The organism is Ancalomicrobiaceae bacterium S20 (assembly GCA_040269895.1).
Classification (GTDB): domain Bacteria; phylum Pseudomonadota; class Alphaproteobacteria; order Rhizobiales; family Ancalomicrobiaceae; genus Methyloraptor; species Methyloraptor flagellatus.
In genome coordinates this window covers 195,093-212,776 of sequence record CP158568.1, presented here as the reverse complement: position 1 = coordinate 212,776, position 17,684 = coordinate 195,093, and the positions used below count along the sequence as shown (strand labels likewise).

Annotated in this window: 7 protein-coding genes; 2 read left to right on the top strand and 5 right to left on the bottom strand. The window is 68.2% G+C overall.

The genetic code is table 11. From position 1 onward, the window contains the following. Positions 1-27 precede the first annotated feature (27 nt). Complete coding sequence (locus ABS361_00930; protein ID XBY44902.1) at positions 28-7,266, bottom strand: hypothetical protein; 7,239 nt, start codon at positions 7,264-7,266, stop codon at positions 28-30. A gap of 263 nt (positions 7,267-7,529) precedes the next feature. On the opposite strand from ABS361_00930, the gene ABS361_00925 reads away from it, so the two are divergent. Continuing rightward, positions 7,530-7,730: a hypothetical protein gene (locus tag ABS361_00925; GenBank protein XBY44901.1), complete on the top strand. Its 201-nt coding sequence runs from the start codon at positions 7,530-7,532 to the stop codon at positions 7,728-7,730. 130 nt (positions 7,731-7,860) lie between these two features. Then, a complete protein-coding gene (locus ABS361_00920) occupies positions 7,861-9,936 on the top strand; it encodes a C1 family peptidase (protein ID XBY44900.1) in 2,076 nt (691 codons plus the stop codon). Positions 9,937-10,030: 94 nt separating this feature from the next. Here the strand turns inward: ABS361_00920 and ABS361_00915 are convergent, their stop codons facing one another. From ABS361_00915 to ABS361_00900, 4 genes are all read right to left on the bottom strand, one after another. Further along, on the bottom strand, positions 10,031-12,640 hold the full coding sequence (locus ABS361_00915; GenBank protein XBY44899.1) for an EAL domain-containing protein: 2,610 nt from the start codon (positions 12,638-12,640) through the stop codon (positions 10,031-10,033). Positions 12,641-13,149: 509 nt separating this feature from the next. After that, positions 13,150-14,196, bottom strand: coding sequence for an LLM class flavin-dependent oxidoreductase (locus ABS361_00910; GenBank protein ID XBY44898.1), 1,047 nt, complete (start codon positions 14,194-14,196; stop codon positions 13,150-13,152). A 183-nt stretch (positions 14,197-14,379) separates the two neighbouring features. Further along, positions 14,380-14,625, bottom strand: a complete 246-nt coding sequence (locus ABS361_00905) for a hypothetical protein (GenBank protein ID XBY44897.1) — start codon at positions 14,623-14,625, stop codon at positions 14,380-14,382. A gap of 165 nt (positions 14,626-14,790) precedes the next feature. Further along, positions 14,791-17,616: a phosphoenolpyruvate carboxylase gene (locus ABS361_00900; protein ID XBY44896.1), complete on the bottom strand. Its 2,826-nt coding sequence runs from the start codon at positions 17,614-17,616 to the stop codon at positions 14,791-14,793. Between the last annotated feature and the right edge of the window lie 68 nt (positions 17,617-17,684).

The following is a 17,684-nucleotide window of genomic DNA, read 5'->3' as shown; positions in this document are numbered from 1 at the left end:
GGCGCCGCCACCGGGGCGCGCGGGCGATCAGCCCATCGCGGCCTTCAGCTCGGCGGCCCTGGTCACACTCAGAGTGGCTAGCTGAGTCGTCGTGATGGCGTCAATTTGCGCCGCCGAAAGCGCGTCGATCTCGGTGAGCGTCAGCGTCATCAGGAAGGTCGAGTCGAGCTGCGACATCTGCGTGGTGGTCAGGCCCGAAAGCTGCGCCGCCGACAGCGACTGGGCGATCGTCACCGACAGGCTGTCGAGCTGCACCGTGCTCATGCCGCCGACCTGCGTCGCCGACAGCGCGGCGAGCTGCGCCGGGGTGAAGCCGTTGATCTCGGTCGCGGTCAGGTTGCCGATCTGCGCCGGCGTCATGGCGCGGATCTGTGTCGTGTTGAGCGCGCCGATCTGGGTCGAGCTCAGCGCGCGCAGCTGGATGCGCACCAGGCCGACGAGCTGCGTCGCGGTCAGCGAGGAGATGTCGCTCGTCGACAGATAGGCGATCGCGGTCGTGGTCAGCGAGCCGAGCTGTGTGGCGGTCAGGCCGCTGATCTGGGTCAGCGTCAGCGCGTCGATCTGGGTCTCGTTGAGGCCCGAGATGCCGTCGGTCGACAGCGAGCCGATCCGGGTCGAGGTGAGCTGCGCGAGCTGCGTCGTCGACAGCGCCGCGACCTGCGTCGAGGTCAGGCCGCTGATCTCGGCATCGGTCAGGAGCTTCATCTGCGTGGTGGTCAGGCCCGCGATCTGATCCGAGGTCAGACCCTGCACCGCCGTCGCCGACAGGCTCATGAACTGCTGGGTGGTCAGGGCCGCGATCTGCGTGGCGCTGAGGCCGGCGACCGCGGTCGAGGTCAGCGCCGCGATGGTCGTGATCGGCAGCGCGGCGAGCGTCGTCGTCGGCAGCGAGGCGATGTCGGTCGAGGTGAGTCCGGCCACGCCGCTCGACGACAGCGCGCCGAGCTGGGTGGTGGTCAGGCCCGCGAGCTGCGTCGTGGTCAGGGCGGCGACCTGGGTCGAGGTCAGGCCGGCCATTTCGGTGACCGAGAGGCGCCCGAGCTGGGTCGTGTCGAGCGCGGCGATCACGGTGGTCGACAGCGCCGCCGCGCCGGTCGCCGACAGGGCGCCGATCTGGGTCGATCCGAGAGCGGCGAAGGTGGTCGGGTCGAGGTTGCCGATCTCGGTCGTCGACAGCGCCGCGAGCTGGCGGGTCGTGAGCGAGCCGAGCCGCTCGCCGATCATCGCCGTCATCTGCGTGGCGGTCAGGCCGGCGATGCCGCCGGTCGAGATCGCCTGCAGCTGCGTGGTCGAAAGCGCCTGGAGCTGCGTCGCGCTGAGGTGCCCGACCTGCGTCGAGGTCAGGCCGGCGATCTCGCGGGTGGTCAGATTGGCGAGCTGCACGAGCGGCAGCGCATCGATCTGGGTCGTGGTCAGCGCCGCGATCTGACCGGTCGAGAAGGCCGTCACCTGCGTGGTGTTGAGGAGCCCGATCTCGGTCGTCGTCAGGCCGGCGATCCCCGCCGCCGACAGGGCGCCGATCTGCATCGCCGACAGCGAACCAAGCTGCGAGGCGGTCAGCGCGCCGACCGCCGTCGAGGTCAGGCCGTTGACCTGGTAGATGTTGAGCGCGGCGATCTGGCGCGTGGTCAGCGACACGATCTGCGAGGCGGTCAGCGCGCCCATCGCGGTCGCGGTCAGGCCGGAGAACTGCGTCGTCGTGAGCGCGCCGAGCTGCGTCGTCGTCAGACCGGCAATCTGCGTCGTGGTCATGCCGCCGAGTTCGGTCGAAGTCAGCGCCGCCAGCTGATCGGTCGTCAGATTGGTCAGCTGCGTGACCGTCAGCCCGTCGACCGCATCGACCGACAGCGCCGCGATCTGCTTGCGCGACAGCGAACGGACCTGATCGAGCGACAGCACCTCGATCTGGGTGGCGGCGAGGCCCGAGACCTCGGTCGTGGTCAGGAGGCCGATCTGCGTGGAGGTCAGGCCGACGATCTGCGTCGTGGTCAGCGCGCCGATCTGCGTCGAGGTCAGGCTGGCGAGCTGGGAGGTCGACAGGCCGGCCAGCGCCGTCGTGCTCAGCCCCGACACCATGGTGGTGGCGAAGGCGCCGATCTGGGCGTTGGTCAGCGCGGCGATCTGGGTCGCGCCGAGCGACTGGAACTGCGTCGCCGTCATGCCCGCGACCGCCGTCGTCGTCAGCGCGGCGAGCTGGCGGGTCGACAGCGCATCGAACTGCGTGGCGCTGAGCTGCGACACGCCGGTCGCGGTCAGCGCCGCAATCTGCGTCGTCGCGAGGCCGGCGATCTGGGTCAGCGTCAGCGCGGCGAGCTGCGTGTCGGCGAGCGCGGCGACTTCGGTGGTCGTCAGCGCGCTGAGCTGGGTCGTGGTCAGCGACCCGAGCTGGTCCGTCGTCAGGTTGGCGAGCACTGCCGGAGCGATCGCCGCGAGCTGGCGGGTCGACAGCGCCGAGAGCTGCGTCGAGCTCATCGCCTCGAGCTGCAGGTCGGTCAGGCCCTGCATCGCGGTCGTGGTCAGCGCCGCGATCTGCGTCGTGGTCAGCTGCGCGATCGCCGTCAGGCCGATCTCGCCGAGCTGCGTCGAGGTCAGCGCCGCGATCTGGCGCGTCGTCAGCGAGTTGATCTGCGTCTCGCTCAGGCCGTCGATCGCGGTCGTCGAGAGGGCGGAGAGCTGCGTGGTGTTGAGGCTGGCGAGCTGGGTGGCGTCGAAGCTCGCCATCTGCGCGTCGGTCAGGCCGGCGAGCGCGGTCGAGGTCAGCGCGCCCATCTGGGTCGTCGACAGCCGATCGAGCTGCGTCTCCGTCAGCGCCGAGAGCGCCGTCGAGGTCAGGCCGGCGATCTGCGAGGTGCCGAGCGCCGCGATCTGGTCCGTCGACAGCGCGGCGATCTGGTAGGTCGACATCGCCGCGAGTTGCGAGGTGGTCAGCGCCGCGACCTGACCGGTGCGCAGGCCCGCGATCTCGGTCGCGGTCAATCCGGCGATGCCGTCGGGCGAGATCGCCCCGAGCTGCGTGTTCGACAGCGCCGCGATCTGGGTCGCCGACATGGCCCCGACCTGGGTACCGACGATACCGGCGAGCTCGGTGGTCGTCATCGCCGCGAGCTGGGTCGTCGACAGCGTGCCGATCTGCGTCTCGTTGAGCGCGCCGACCTGAGCCGACGTCAACGCCGCGATCTGCGTCGTCGCCAACGCCTGAATTTCCGCAGCGGTCAGGCCACCGATGCCGGTGGTGCCGATCGCGGCGATCTGTGTAGCGGTCAAGCGCGCGATCTGCGCGGCGCCGAGCGCGGCGACCTGGGTCGCCTCCATCACGGCGAGGCCCGTGGTCGACAGGCCCTTGATCTGGGTCGCGGTCAGCGCGGCGATGTCGTCCTCGCCGAGCCCGGCGATCGCGCTCGTCGACAGGGCCGCGATCTGCGTCGAGGCGAGGCTGGCGATCTGCGCGGTCGTCAGCGCCGCGACCTGGCCCGAGGTCAGGCCCTTGATCGCGGCCGCCGTCAGCGCCGCAAGCTGGGTCGTGGTCAGCGACGAGAGCTGCGTCTCGCTGAGCGCGGCGACCTGGGTGGTGCTGAGCCCGGCCATCTGGGTCGTGGTCAAACCCTTGATCCCGTCCGGCGTCAGGCCGTCGAGACCGGTCGCGGCGAGCCCGGCGAGCTGCGTCGTCGTCAGAGCCGCGAGCTGCGTCGTGGTCAGCGCTCCGATCGAGCCCGCGCCGAGGCCGGAGAGCTGCTTGGTCGACAGCGACTTCAGCTGCGTGGTCGACAGGGCCTGGAGCTGCGCCGTCGACAGCGCGGCGAGCGCGGTCGAGGTCAGACCGGCGATCTGCGTCGTCGAGAACTGGCCGATCTGCGTGCTCGACAGGTAGCCGATCTGCGTGGAGGTCAGGCCGGCGACTTCGGTCGAGGTCAGCGCGGCGAGCTTCGTGGTGGTCAGCCCCGCAAAGTCGTCGGCTTCGAGCCCGCCGACGGCGGCCGCATTCAGCGCGGCGAGCTGGCGGGTCGAGAGCTCGCCGACCTGATCGGCGGTGAACTGCGTAACCTGCGTCGCGGTCAACGCGGCGAGTTCGGTGGTGGTCAGCGCGGCGAGCTGCGTCGTCGACAGCGAAGTCAGCTGCGTCTCGGTCAGCGCCCGCATCGCCGCGGTCGAGAACCGGGCGAGCTGGGTCGACGACATGGCGTCAAGCTGCTCAGGCGTCAGGCTCGCCGCCGACGTGGCGCTCAGCGCCGTGATCGCCGAGGTCGACAGCGCCGCGATCTGCGTGTCGACGAGCGAGGCGATCACCGTCGTCGACAGCGCGTTGATCTGCGTCGTCGAGAACGCCGCGATCTGGCGCGTGCCGAGCGCGGCAGCCTGATCGGCGGTCATCTCCGACAGCGTGTTCGGCGAGATCGCCTTGAGCTGCGTCGCGGTCAGCGCAGCGATCTGGTCGGTCGACAGCACGTCGAACTGCGAGGTGTCGAGGCCGGCGAGTTCGGTCGAGGTCAGCGCGGCGAGCTGCGTGCCGGTGAGGCTCGAGATCACCGTGGTGTTCAGCCCCGACAGGCTGGTCGAGGAGAAGGCCGCGAGCTGCGTCGCCGAGAGGTTCGCGATCTGCGTCGTCGTCAGCGCCGCGGTCTGGGTCGACGTCAAGGCGCCGAACTGGGTCGTCGACAGCGCCGCGAGCTGCGTCTGGTCGAAGCTCTCGATCTGCTCGGGCGTCAACACGGCGATCTGCGCGGCATTGAAGCGCGCGAGCTGCGTCGTGGTCAGCGCGTCGAAGTCCTCGGCGGTCAAGACCTGTACCGCCGTGGTCGACAGCGACGAGAGCTGCGTGGTGGTCAGCGAGGCGAGCTGCGTCGTCGTCAGCGCTTCGACCGCGGTCTCGGTCAGCGCGCGCATCTGCAGGGCCGAGAGCGCGTGCAGCTGGGTGGTGGTCAGTGCGGCCAGCTGGGTATCGGCGAGCGCCGACAGGCCGACCGCGGTGAGGCCCTTGAGCTGCGTGACCGTAAGCCAGCCGATCTCGTCCGCGCTCAGCGCCGCGACCTGCGTGTCGAGCAGCGCGCCGAGTTCGGTCGAGGTCAGGCCGGCGAACTGCGTCTGCGTCAGCGCGGCGAGCTGCTCGCTCGTGAAGCCGCGCATCTGCAGGTTCGTGAAGGCCGCCATCTGGGTCGAGGACAGCGCGGCGAGCTGCGTGGTCGACAGGCCGCCGATGTCGTCGGTCGACAGCCCCTTCAGCTGCGACGTGGTGAGCGCGGCGAGCTGCGTGGTCGTGAGCGAGTTGACGGTCGCATCGGACAGACCGGCGATCTGCGACGAGGACAGCGCCGCGAACTGGCGGCTGTCGAAGGCCGCGATCTCGGTGACGGTCAGCCCGGCGAGCGCCGCGACCGACAGCGAACCGATCTTGGTCGCCGCCAGTGCGCCGATCTGGGTGGTCGACAGGGCGCCGAGCGCCGTCGAGGTCAGACCGGCGAGCTGCGTGCCCGACAGCGCGGCGATCTGATCGGTCGACAACGCCGCGATCTGCGTATCGGCGAGGCCTGCGATCGCGACCGCCGACAGTCCCTTGAACTGCGTCGTCGACAGCGCCGCGAGCTGCGACGAGGTCAGCGCCGCAAGCTGCGACGGTCCGAGACTGCCGATCTGGGTCGACGACAGCACGCCGAGTGCGGTGGTCGACAGCGCGCCGACCTGATCGTCGCCGAGGCCGCGGATCTGGAACGCCTGCAGCGCCGCGACCTGCGAGGTGGTCAGCGCTGCGAGCTGATCGGTGGTCAGGCTGGCGAGGTTGGTCGCGCTGATCGCCTTGAACTGCGTGGTGGTGATCGCGCCGAGCTGGGTCGACGACAGCGCGTCGAACGTATCGACCGGCACGCGATTGAGCTGCGCGGCAGTGAAGGCGGCGATCTGGGTCGTCGACAGCGCCGCGATCTGCGACTGCTGCAGCCCGCTCATCGAGGCCGGCACGATGCCGCCGATCTGCGTCGTCGACAGTACGGCGAGTTCGTCGAGCGACAGCGCCCCGATCTCCTTAGAGGTCAGGCCGCCCATCTGCGTGACCGACAGCGCCGCGAACTGCGTGGTCGACAGCGCCGCAAAGCCGTCGTCCGAGAGCGAGGCGATATGCGCCGTCGCCAGACCCGCGAGCTGGGTCGTGGTCATGGCGGCGATCTGCTGCGTCGTCAGCCAGCCGGCCTGCACCGCGGCAAGCGAGCCGAGCTGGGTCGAGGACAGCGCCGAGAACTGGGTCGTCGACAGCGCCGCGAACTGATCGGGGCCGAGGCCGACGAGCTGGTTGCCGCCGAGCGACTGGAGCTGCGTCGAGGTGAAGGCCGCGACCAGCGCATCGGGCAGCGCGCCGAACTGCGTGGCGGTCATGCCGGCGAGCTGCGTCGTCGACAGGGAGGCGATCTCGGTCGCGGTCAGGGCATTGATCGCGGTCGTCGACAGGGCGCGGATCTGCGAGGACGCGAGCGACTGGATCGTCGTCGGCGCCAGGAGCGCGATCTGCGTCTCGGAGAGGCCGGTGATGCCGTCGGTCGAGATCGCGCTGAACAAGGTCGCGGCGAGCGACGTGAGCTGATCGTCGGTCAGCTGCGCGACCTGCATGGCGGTCAGGCCGCCGATCTGCACGCTGGTCAGCGCATTGAGCAGGGAGGAGGAGAGAACCGCGATCTGCTGCGTGCCGAGAATGCCGATGTCCGAACGCGTCAACCCCGCGAGCTGGGTCGTCGCGAGCGACGCGATCTGGGTCGTGGTGAGATTGGCGAGCTGGGCGGTGGTCAGCGCCGCGATCTGCGTCGTGCTGAACTGGCGGAGCTGGGTCGGCGTCAGTGCCTGCAGCTCGGAGACGGTCCAGTTCACGAGCTGATTGCCGGTCAGCGCCGCGATCTGGGTCGGCGTCAGCGACTGGATCTGCGTCGCGGTCAGGCCGGCCACCGCCGTGGTCGTCAGAGCGCTGATCTGGGTCGCGTTGAAGGCGGCGAGGTCCGTCGTCTCGAAAGCCCCGACCTGCGTGGCGGAGAACGCGGAGAGCTGCGACAGGCTGAAGACGATCTGCGGCGGCGTGAAAGCCTGGATCTGGGTGGTCTGCAGCGCGGCGATCTGCGTCGTGGTCAGCGCGCGGACCTGGGTGGAGCTCAGCTCCTCGATCTCGCTCAGGGTGAAGACCTGGATCTGGCTCGTCGACAGCGACGCGATATCGGTCGCGGTCAAGGCCGCGAGTTCAGCCTGCGAGAGGCTCGCGATGCGCGTGAGGGAATAGGACGAGACAGCGGTACCCACGGACGTCACTACCAAGCAGAATTCGACCGTTTCAGGATCTGCAAGACGGAGGCCAAGCCCGTTTCGATTTTTGCGTTTTAAAATCAGTGACTTGTGTCGACGGACCTCCCGCACCCGCCCGGCAACAACTGCGTGCGCGGCAAAATTTTCCCCCCGTACGGGTCAGGGCCAAGTCCCGCCGCCCGCCGGCCGGGTGCGGTGAACGTGCCGTTAACCACGGGCCCGCTAGGCTCGGCGGACTGAAACCCTCGAAAGGTGTCCCGATGTATTCGAAGGTGCTCCGGCAGTTGGAAGTTCTTCAGGCCGACCTGGAGCGGATCGACCCGGCCCGGGAATCCGACGCATCGGACAAGGTCGCCGAGATGGCGGTCGCGCTGCGCCGGCTCATGCGCCGCGTCGCGACGCCCGACGATCTGGCCGCGCCGGAGACGACCCTTGCAACGACGGGTCAGGCAGCGGGTTGAAGCGCCGACCTTCCCCAATTGCACGCGTTTTGTAAGAGATTGATTTCTTGCAATACCTCGTGCGACGATCCCCCCGCGTCCGCGACAACAGGCCGGCGCATGGTGCTTTTCGCACCTTTGGGGGAACATTATGCCGAAGGAAATTCTCGATCAGCTCAAGGTTCTTCGTGAGAATGTCGTCGAGGCCCTGAAGAAGGATCCGCGATATCTCACCCTTGCGGCTCTGGACAAGTCGATCTCGGAAATCAGCGGCGTTCTGACGTCGTCCGGCCTTCTCTCCGCCGACGAGGCGGCGAGCCCGGCTCCGTTCGGTTTCACTGGCGCGGCCGCCCCCAATGCCGCCCCGCCGCCGCCTGCGACCGGCGATGGCGACGCCAAGCCCAAGGCGAGCGCCAAGAAAAAGAAGAAGAAGAAGGACGGCAAGGAGCCCGCCGCGCCCGCGGCGGCCGCTGATGCACCCGCGGCGCCCGCCGAGGGCGACGACGAAGACAAGGAGAGCGACCGAGGCGGCGGCCCCGGCAAGCTCGGCAGCGGCAAGCGCAAGCCCGCCGGCGGATCGGCGGACGATGACACCAAGGAAGGTGACGCCAAGGCGGACGACGACGCGGAGGGCGATGCGCCCGAGGCTGCCGCCACGCCCGACGAGCCGAAGAAGAAGGCCTCCGGCTACAAGGCGATGGCCGCCAAGCCCGGCGCAGCGCAGTATCAACCCGGCATGGTGGTCAAATACACCAAGCTGCCGAACAAGGTCGATCTGCGTCCGATGATGACGAAGGTCGAGGATCAGGGCGACACCAACTCCTGCGTCGCCAACGCGGTCGCAGGCGCCTACGAATACTGGATCAAGGCACAAACGAAAGAGGAGAAGGACGTCAGCCGCCTGTTCGTCTACTACAATGCCCGCTGGCGCGACGGCTCGCAGGACGAGGACGACGGCAGTGTCATCCAGCTCGCCATGGAAGGCCTCTCCAAGTTCGGCGCCTGCATCGAACCCTCCTGGCCGTTCGACAAGCGCCTGGTCGTGAAGAAGCCGGGCCAGGACGCCTACAAGGACGCCGCCGAATTCCGGGTCAAGGACATGGAGCAGGTGCCGCTCCAACTCGACGCCTGGAAGCAGGCGCTGGCGGAAGGCAAGCCGATCGTGTTCGGCATCGCGCTGTTCGACAGCTTCGACCAGGCGAGCGAGCGCGGCGGTGTCGTGCCGATGCCGACCCCCGAAGACGTTTCGCGCGAGTCGCACAGCGGCCACGCCATGCTCGCGGTCGGCTATTCCGACACCGAGCGCGTGTTCATCGTGCGGAACTCCTGGGGTGAGGACTGGGGCGACAAGGGCTATTGCTACATGCCCTACGACTATATCCTCAATCCGAAGTTCAATTCGGACGACAACTGGGTCTTCGTCCCGAAGGTGCCGCTGCCGCCGCCGCGCGAGGTCTGGTCGAACACCACCGAGCCGGTCACCAACGACGGCAAGGGCGTCGACTTCGTGATCTCGGAATATTCGATCGAGGATTACGCCTCGGTCACGGTCAACATCTGGGAAGAGGCCAAGGTCACCTACAACGACGTGATCCTGCCTGCCTTCGCCGAGTACACGACCTGGGTCGAGACCGCCCAGTGGGACATGATCGAAACCTTCGACGTGACCACCTATCTCGAGACCACCGAAACCGTCGAAACCGTCGAAACCGTCGAAACGACGGAGACCACCGAGACGTCCGAGTTCGTCGAGACCGAAGAGACCGAGATCGAGGAGATCGAGGACGAGGTCGACGACGAGGAAGAGGACGAGGACGACGGCGACGACGGCGAAGACGAAGACGGCGACGACGAAGACGAAGACGACGAAGACGACGACGAGGAAGACGGCGACGACGAGGACGACGACAGCGACGAAGACGAAGACGACGGCGACGAAGACGACGACGGCGACGAAGACGAAGAAGACGAAGACGGCGACGACGAAGGCGACGACGACGAAGACGACGAAGACGGCGACGACGAAGACGGCGACGACGAAGACGGCGACGACGAAGACGACGAAGACGGCGACGACGAAGACGGCGACGACGAAGACGATGCCGGCGATGATGACGACGGCGACGAAGACGGCGACGACGAAGACGGCGACGAAGGCGACGACGACGATGCCGGCGATGATGACGACGGCGGCGACGACGATAGCGGCGGCGACGACGACGAATGAGCCCTATGCGCTAGCCGCCTGAACACGAGGCCGCACGACCGATCGGTTGTGCGGCCTTTTTCATGGCCGTCCCGATCCGGTCCGATCGATCGCCTCAGGCGACCGCGAGCGCCCGGTCGCGCTGAAAGGGGGCCGAGCCGAGCAGCAACGGCAGATCCGACGCCGGCAGCGGCCGCGAGAACAGGTAACCCTGCACGAGATCGCAGCCGAGCGTCACGAGTTCGTCGAACTGGGCCTGGGTCTCCACGCCCTCGGCGAGCACTTCGAGGCCGAGATTGCGCGCCAGGGCGATGATGGTGCGCGCGATCTCGGTCGAGCGCCGATCGTCCGGCAGGTTGCGGATGAAGCTGCGATCGATCTTGAGCTTGTCGAGCGGCAGCCGGCTCAGATAGGCGAGCGACGAATAGCCCGTGCCGAAATCGTCGATGGCCAGCCTGACGCCGAGCGCCCGGAGCCCTTCGAACCGCCGTTCGGCCTCGGGCCCGTGCTCGAGCAACGCCCCCTCGGTGATCTCGAGCTCGAGGCACGAGGCCGGCAGCCCGGTCTCGGCCAGCACCGCGGCGACGCGCTCGACGATGTTGCCGCGCTGGAACTCGCGCGAGCTCAGATTGACCGCCACCATCTCGATGCCGAGCCCCTGCGAGCGCCAGAGCTGGAGCTGGCGGCAGGCGGTCGGCAGCACCCATTCGCCGATCGGCAGCACGAGCCCGGTCTCCTCGGCGACCGGGATGAATCGCGCCGGCGGTATCCAGCCCTGGGTCGGATGCTTCCAGCGGATCAGTGCCTCGAGACCGTGGATCCGGCCGTCGACGACCGAGACGATCGGCTGGTAGTGCAGTTCGAATTCCTTGCGCTCCAGCGCATGCCGGAGGCCGACCTCCAGCGCCAGCCGCTCGGCGGCGGCGAGCGTCAGCCCGGATCGATAGAAGCGGAAGGTGTCGCCGCCCGCCCCTTTCGCCTCATAGAGCGCCGCATCGGCATTCTGAAGCAGTTCCGTCGCCGAGACCCCGTCGGTCGGGAACAGCGAAATGCCCATGCTGATCGACACATAGAGGCTGCGGCCGCCGGTGAGCACGAACTCCTCGCCGAGCAGCCGCCCCCAGCGCGCCGCCAATGCCGCGATCCCGTCCCTGTCGTCGGCCTCCGGCAGCAGGCAGACGAATTCGTCGCCGCCGAGCCGTGCCAGCAGTGCGTCCGGCGGCAGCAGCGAACGCAGGCGCTCGGCGACCAGCACGATGAGTTCGTCACCGGCCGCATGGCCGAGACTGTCGTTGACGGTCTTGAACCGGTCGACGTCGAAGAACAGCACGGCTCCTTGCCGCCCGGTGATCGATGCCTGCTCGGCCACGCGGGCGAGCTGTTCGGAGAACATCAGCCGGTTGGGCAGGTCGGTCAGCGCATCGTGGCTGGCGAGGTGGGCGAGCCGCGCCTCCGAGCTCTTCAATTGGCCGATGTCGATGAAGGTGCCGACGCGATTGGTAACGGCGCCGGCGGCATCCCGCACGGTCGAGATCGTCAGCCAGGCCGGAAACACCTCGCCGTTGCGCCGGCGGTTCCAGATCTCGCCCTGCCAATGGCCGGTCTCGAGGATCGCCTCCCACATGCCCCGGTAGAACGCGGCGTCCTGCAGACCCGAATTCAGCAGGTTCATGCGCCGGCCGATCGCTTCGTGGCGCTGCCAGCCGGTGATCGCGGTGAAGGCGGGATTGGCGTTGACGATCATGCCGTCGGGATCGGTGATCACGACGCTTTCCTGCGTATTGGAGAACACCGCCGCCGCCTGGCGCAGGCCGACCTGATCCTCGTTGCGCTCGGTGATGTCGACATGCGTACCGACCATGCGCAGCGCTCGGCCGTCCGCGCCGCGCGCGACGAAGCCACGCGACAGGATGTGCCGCCATTCCCCGCTCTTCGCCTGCAGGCGAAACTCGCAAATGAAGGAGTCGGACCCCTGCTCGACGACCGCTCGCACCTGTTCGAGCGCACGCACACGGTCTTCGGGGTGAACCAGCCGGCGATAGGTTGACAGGTCGTTCGGCAGCTCGTCCGGAGCATAGCCGAGCATGGTCTTCCAGCGCGGCGAATAGTAGATCTCGCCGGTGAGGAGGTTCTCGTCCCACAGTCCGTCGTTGGCGCCGCGCATGGCGAGCTCGAAGCGCTCCTCGCTGGCCTTGAGCGCCTGAACCGCGAGATGGCGCTCCGTCACGTCGGTGACCGCCGCGATCACATAGCGCCCGCCGCTCGCCGGATCGACAGCCGCCGTGGCCGAGATCGCCACATAGGCGATCGTGCCATCGGCGCGCAGTACGCGCCGCTCGAGACCGTCGACATTCGCCGTACTCACACAGGCTCCGACGTCTCCGGCGAGCAGCCTCGCCAGCGACGCGAGGATCGGCTCCCGATCATCGGGATGAAGCAGATCGGCGACCGAGACATCGGCGAGCGCGGCCGGACCATAGCCGGTGATCGCCAGGAAAGCGTCGTTGAAATCCGCCCAGCGCAGATCGGCCGTGACATGCACCAGGCCGATATGAACCTGCTCGAAGGTCGCCCGATAGCGATCGTCGACGCTGCGGCTCGAGCCGGAGCGCCCGCAGGCCTCGCCGCGCGCGCGGACGCGCCGGGCGAGAAGCCGTAGCGGGGCGAGGACCCCGTTCAGCGCCTCCCGGGCGAATGCGACGATCGATCGGCGTCCGTCTGTCATCCTGCTGCAGCCCCCCGGTGCACGCCGCACCTCGGCAGGCGCATGCGTCGCGATTTCATCAGAGGCCCGACCGCCTCCCCGCCCTTCGAAGCGAAGGACCGACCCACGGCGAATAGACCGATCGTATCGGTCGTCCTCGAATCCCGCCGGTCCTGCGCCATACGCTCCGAGCGCCGCCAGCGCGTGCACGAATGCTCTCGCTCATACGTTATCGTCGAGACATTATTTTGAAATCGTTACAAGGAACAGGAATGGACGTTACGTCATTCCTGAAGCAGGTATTTACACAGATAGCAGAGGCGCGCCGCACCCACCCTAGATTACGCCGCGAAATCGACGACGAACCAAGGAAGGATTTAAGAAATTTTAGTATAAGATGTCGGGATCTCGGAACGCGTCACGTCGGTCCGCCCACTCGATCAGCGAAGGGGATCACCGATCGAGCGAGGCGGATCGAACGAGGCAAACAGCCGGGGTCGAATCGAGGAGGCGTCCCGGCCCGCGCCGGTTCAGGCCGCCGTGGCCCGGCGCGCGAGTTCGGCGCGCACGATCGGCGCGACCTTGGTGCCGTAGAGTTCGATCGAGCGCAGCACATCCTTGTGCGGCACCGTGCCGACCGTCATCTGGATCAGGAACCGGTCGTTGTCGAAGATCTCGTGCTCGAACAGGATCTTCTCGGCGACCTCTTCCGGACTGCCGACGAGCAGATGCGCGCGCGGACCCCGCCCGGCCTCGAACTGCGCCCGCGTGGTCGGCGGCCAGCCGCGCTCGCGGCCGAGCCGCGACATGACCTCGGCATAGGACGGGAAGAACGCATCCGCCGCCCCTTGCGACGTGTCGGCAATGAAGCCGTGCGAATTGATGCCGACCTTGAGCTTCGTCGGATCCTGGCCCGCGCGGCGCCCGGCCTCGCGATAGAGCGAGACGAGCGGCGCGAAGCGCTCCGGCATGCCGCCGATGATCGCGATGGCGAGCGGCAGTCCGAGAGCGCCGGCGCGCGCCACCGACTGCGGCGTGCCGCCGACCGCGATCCAGACCGGCAGTTCGCCCTCCGCGCGCGGATAGACGCCGCGATCGTCGATCGCGGGCCTGAGCCCGCCCGGCCAGGAGACCCGCTCGCTGTCACGGATCTTCAGGAGCAGTTCGAGCTTCTCGGAGAACAACGCGTCGTAGTCGTCGAGCTCGTAGCCGAACAGCGGGAACGACTCGATGAACGAGCCGCGGCCGACCATGATCTCGGCGCGCCCCCGCGAGATCAGGTCGAGCGTCGCGAACTGCTGGTAGACGCGAACCGGATCGTCCGAAGACAGCACCGTGACGGCGCTGGAGAGCTTGATCGACTTGGTCCGCGACGCCGCGGCCGCGAGCGCGACCACAGGGGCGGAGGCGGCGTAGTCCGGCCGATGGTGCTCGCCGAGCCCGAACACGTCGAGCCCGACCTGATCGGCCAGCTCGATCTCTTCGATCAGGTTGCGTAGCCGTTCGCCCGGCGAGATGACGCGCCCCGTCGAAGGATCGACGGTCACGTCCGCGAAAGTATAGATGCCGAGGTCCATGGCGTACTCTGTCCGTGCTCTGTGATCCTGGGGAAGAAACCACAGGTGGGACGCCTTGCCCATCCGCGCCAGACGCGCGGACGTCGACCGCGAGTGGACAGACCGTTCACCGACCCGAGCAAGCAAAAGGCCGCCGCCGCGGGTGCGGCGACGGCCTGTTCGTCACTGGGCGATCGACAAGGATCAGGTGCCGACGGCGTCGGTGGTGCACTTCTTGGTGAAGGAGGTCTTCGCGGCGCCGGCGAGCTTCTTGTCGGCGGCCTGGAGATCGCACTTGGCGACGGCGTCCTTCTGGCACTTGGTCATGAAGCTGTTCAGCGCGGCGCCGGCGAGCTTCTTCTCGGCGGCGGCGGCCTTGCAGGAGGCCTCGGCCGCCTGAGCGGTGCCGGCGGCCAGGATGAGGGCGGTGGCGATCAGAATGCGCTTCATCGAATCTCTCTCCCCGTGTCTCAAAATTTCGGGTGCAACGATCTAACACGATCGCCCTGTTAGAACGCCAACCAATTCCGACTTTTCGAAGAGGACGCTGCGGCAGGATCGGCGCGGAAGACCCCGATCCTGGTACTTTTTCGCGACAGACCCGAAAGGCCGTGCTCAACCGGTCCAGCCAAGCCCGCCGGCGATGCAGTTCATCGACATGAGCAGCGGCGCGAGCACTTCCTCGCGCTTCTCGGACGCCTCCGGCGCGGCACGGAATTCGGCCAGATATTCGACCTGCCAACGGTTGGTGCGATCGATCAGCGGCCGGACATGATCGAACCGGCGCCGGAACGCCGGGAAGCGCCGAGCGAGTTCGGTCTCGCCGGTGATGGCGAGCACGTGCTGGACGGTCCGGGCATACTCCTGCCGGATCATGCCGAGAATGCGCTCGCGCGCCTCGACGTCCGGCACCAGCGACGCATAGGTGGTCGCGATCTCCATGTCGGCGAGGCAGAGCGTCTTCTCGGCCTCGTCGATCACCAGCCGGAAGAAGCGCGAGGTCGCGAACATCTCCTGCAGGAGATCGAGCGTGCCGGAACCCTGCACCTTGGTATAGGCCTCGATCGCGGTGCCCATGCCGTACCAGCCGGTGATCAGGTGCCGGTTCTGGCTCCAGGCGAACACCCACGGGATCGCGCGCAAGTCGCCGAGCGCCTTGGCGCCGAACCGGCGCGCCGGGCGCGAACCGAGCTTCAGGAGCGCCAGCTCCTCGACCGGGCTCGCGGCGTTGAAATAGTCGATCAGCCCGGGCTGCTCGATCAGCTTGCAGTAGGAGGCGAGCGAAAGGCCGGCGAGCGCCTCCAGCACCTCCTCCTTCTCCGCCCCGCCGCGCTGGGCCGCCTCGCGCGGCGACTTCAGCGTATGGGCGAGCACCGAGGAGGCGAGCAGCTCGAGCTGGTAGAGCGCCGAGCCGCGGTTGGCGAACTTCGACGAAACCACCTCGCCCTGTTCGGTGATCCGGAGCCGCCCGTTGACGGTGCCGAGCGGTTGCGCCGCGATCGCGCGCCCCGTCGGCGCGCCGCCGCGGCTGACAGAGCCGCCGCGGCCATGGAAGAACGCGATCCGCACGCCCTTCTTGCGCCCGACCTCGACCAGCCGCTTCTGCGCCTTGGCCAGTTCCCAGTTCGAGCAGAGGAAGCCGCCGTCCTTGTTGCTGTCGGAGTAGCCGAGCATGATCTCCTGCAGGTGATCACGCGCGCGCACCGACCGGCGCACGACCGGATGATCGAGCAGCTCCGGCATGATCTGCTCGGAGCGCTGCAGATCCTCGATGGTCTCGAACAGCGGCACCACCGTCAGCGGCGCCCGCTCGGCAATGTCCTCGTCGGGCACAAGTCCCTTGTACTTCGCGAGCAGGAAGTAGGCGAGCACGTCGGCCGTCGACGTGGTCATCGACAGGATCAGCGCGCCGATCGCCTTCGGATCGGCGCCGCCGCGCGCCTCGGCCACCACGTCGAGCACGGCGAGCATCTCGGCCGCGTCCTTCGACAGGCCTTCCATCGCCGGCAGCGGCTTGTAGGCCTGCGCCAGTTCGCGATCGATCCAGACCCGCCATTCCTTGGAATTCGGCGCCGGGATCGCCGCCGCCGTGTCGGGGAACAGCCGCTGCCAGACCTCGATCAGCGTCTTGTTGACCACGGTCGAATTCTGCCGGATGTCGAGCGCGGCGGTGCGGAAGCCGAAGATCTCGACATGCCACCTGAGCGGCCGGATCCGCTGCACGACCAGGTCGTGCGCCTGCATGCCCATCAGCGCGCGCTCCATGACCAGAAGCTGGCGCACCAGCTCCTGCGGGCTCGTGTAGGGCTTGGCCGGATGCGCGCTGCCGACCTCGAGCGTCGCCTCCAGCCGCTCGCGGATCGCGCTCAGGAACTGCCGGAACACCTCGCCCGGATTGCGCGCCACGATCTCGGCCGCGTTGCGCGAGGCGTGGAGCAGGTCGGCGAGCATGCGCACGAACTCCTCCGGCACTTTCACCTGCCCCGCCGAGATCGACAGGATGCGCGTCAGCTCGTCGACCCGCTTGATCAGCCGCCCGACCGCCGCGCGGCGGTATTCGGCGAGCGCCATGCGCGTGGTCTCGGCGGTGACGAACGGATTGCCGTCACGGTCGCCGCCGATCCAGGACGAGAAATGCACGACCGCCGGCAGCGGGATCGGGCTCTCGGGATAGTGCCGGCGCAGCGCGGCGGCTAGATTGTCGATCGTCTGCGGCGCCTGCTCGTAGAGCGTCTCCTGGAAGAAGTGGATGCCCCAGGCGACCTCCTGCTCGACCGTCGGCTTCTCGAGCCTGAGTTCGCCGGTCATCCAGAGCACGTCGATGTCGGCGCGCAGGCGGCGGACGATCGCGTCGCGCTCGCGCGGCGTCCAGCGCGCCGATTCGAGATCGACGAGCCCGCGATAGATGCGACGGTGGATCTCCAGCACGGTGACGCGCTTGGCCTCGGTCGGATGCGCGGTGATGGTCGGGCAGACGTCCATGCCGGAGAGAGCGCGCGCGATCTCGTCGGCATCGGTGCCCGCCGCCGCCGCCTCGGCGACCACATTGGCGAAGGTGCCGGCGACACTGTCCGGTCCGCCGGCGCTCTCCAGCTTGCGGCGCGCGCGCTGGGCGACGTTCTCTTCCGCGATCGACAGGAGCTGGAACCACATGCCGGTCATCTGCTGCGCCGCGACGCGCAGCTCGGCCGGGATCGGCGCGGCCAGTGTGTCCTTGAGCAGAATCGCGGTCAGGTCAGGCTGGCGCACGCGGATCACGTCGACCAGCAGGCCGAACAACAGCTCGAACACCTCCGAGAAGTCGCTCTCGCGCACGTCGGCGACCATCGGATCGAGCCGCCCGGCGCCGCCATCACCGGCGTCCCGATGCCCGGCATCCCTGGACCCGCCGGCCGCTCCCGACAACGTTGCGGCAGTGAAGGCGGCAATCTCCTGGCTCATCTGCGCGCTCCCCGGCATCATCTGGCTCCCCTCGTCTCGCGGTGGGGTTCTCCCCGGCTCGACCAAAG

Coding starts and splice junctions, on each gene's coding strand:
- ABS361_00925 (XBY44901.1), top strand. CDS start 7,530: ATGTATTCGAAGGTGCTCCGGCAGTTGGAAGTTCTTCAGGCCGACCTG.
- ABS361_00920 (XBY44900.1), top strand. CDS start 7,861: ATGCCGAAGGAAATTCTCGATCAGCTCAAGGTTCTTCGTGAGAATGTC.
- ABS361_00915 (XBY44899.1), bottom strand. CDS start 12,640: ATGACAGACGGACGCCGATCGATCGTCGCATTCGCCCGGGAGGCGCTG.
- ABS361_00910 (XBY44898.1), bottom strand. CDS start 14,196: ATGGACCTCGGCATCTATACTTTCGCGGACGTGACCGTCGATCCTTCG.
- ABS361_00905 (XBY44897.1), bottom strand. CDS start 14,625: ATGAAGCGCATTCTGATCGCCACCGCCCTCATCCTGGCCGCCGGCACC.
- ABS361_00900 (XBY44896.1), bottom strand. CDS start 17,616: ATGAGCCAGGAGATTGCCGCCTTCACTGCCGCAACGTTGTCGGGAGCG.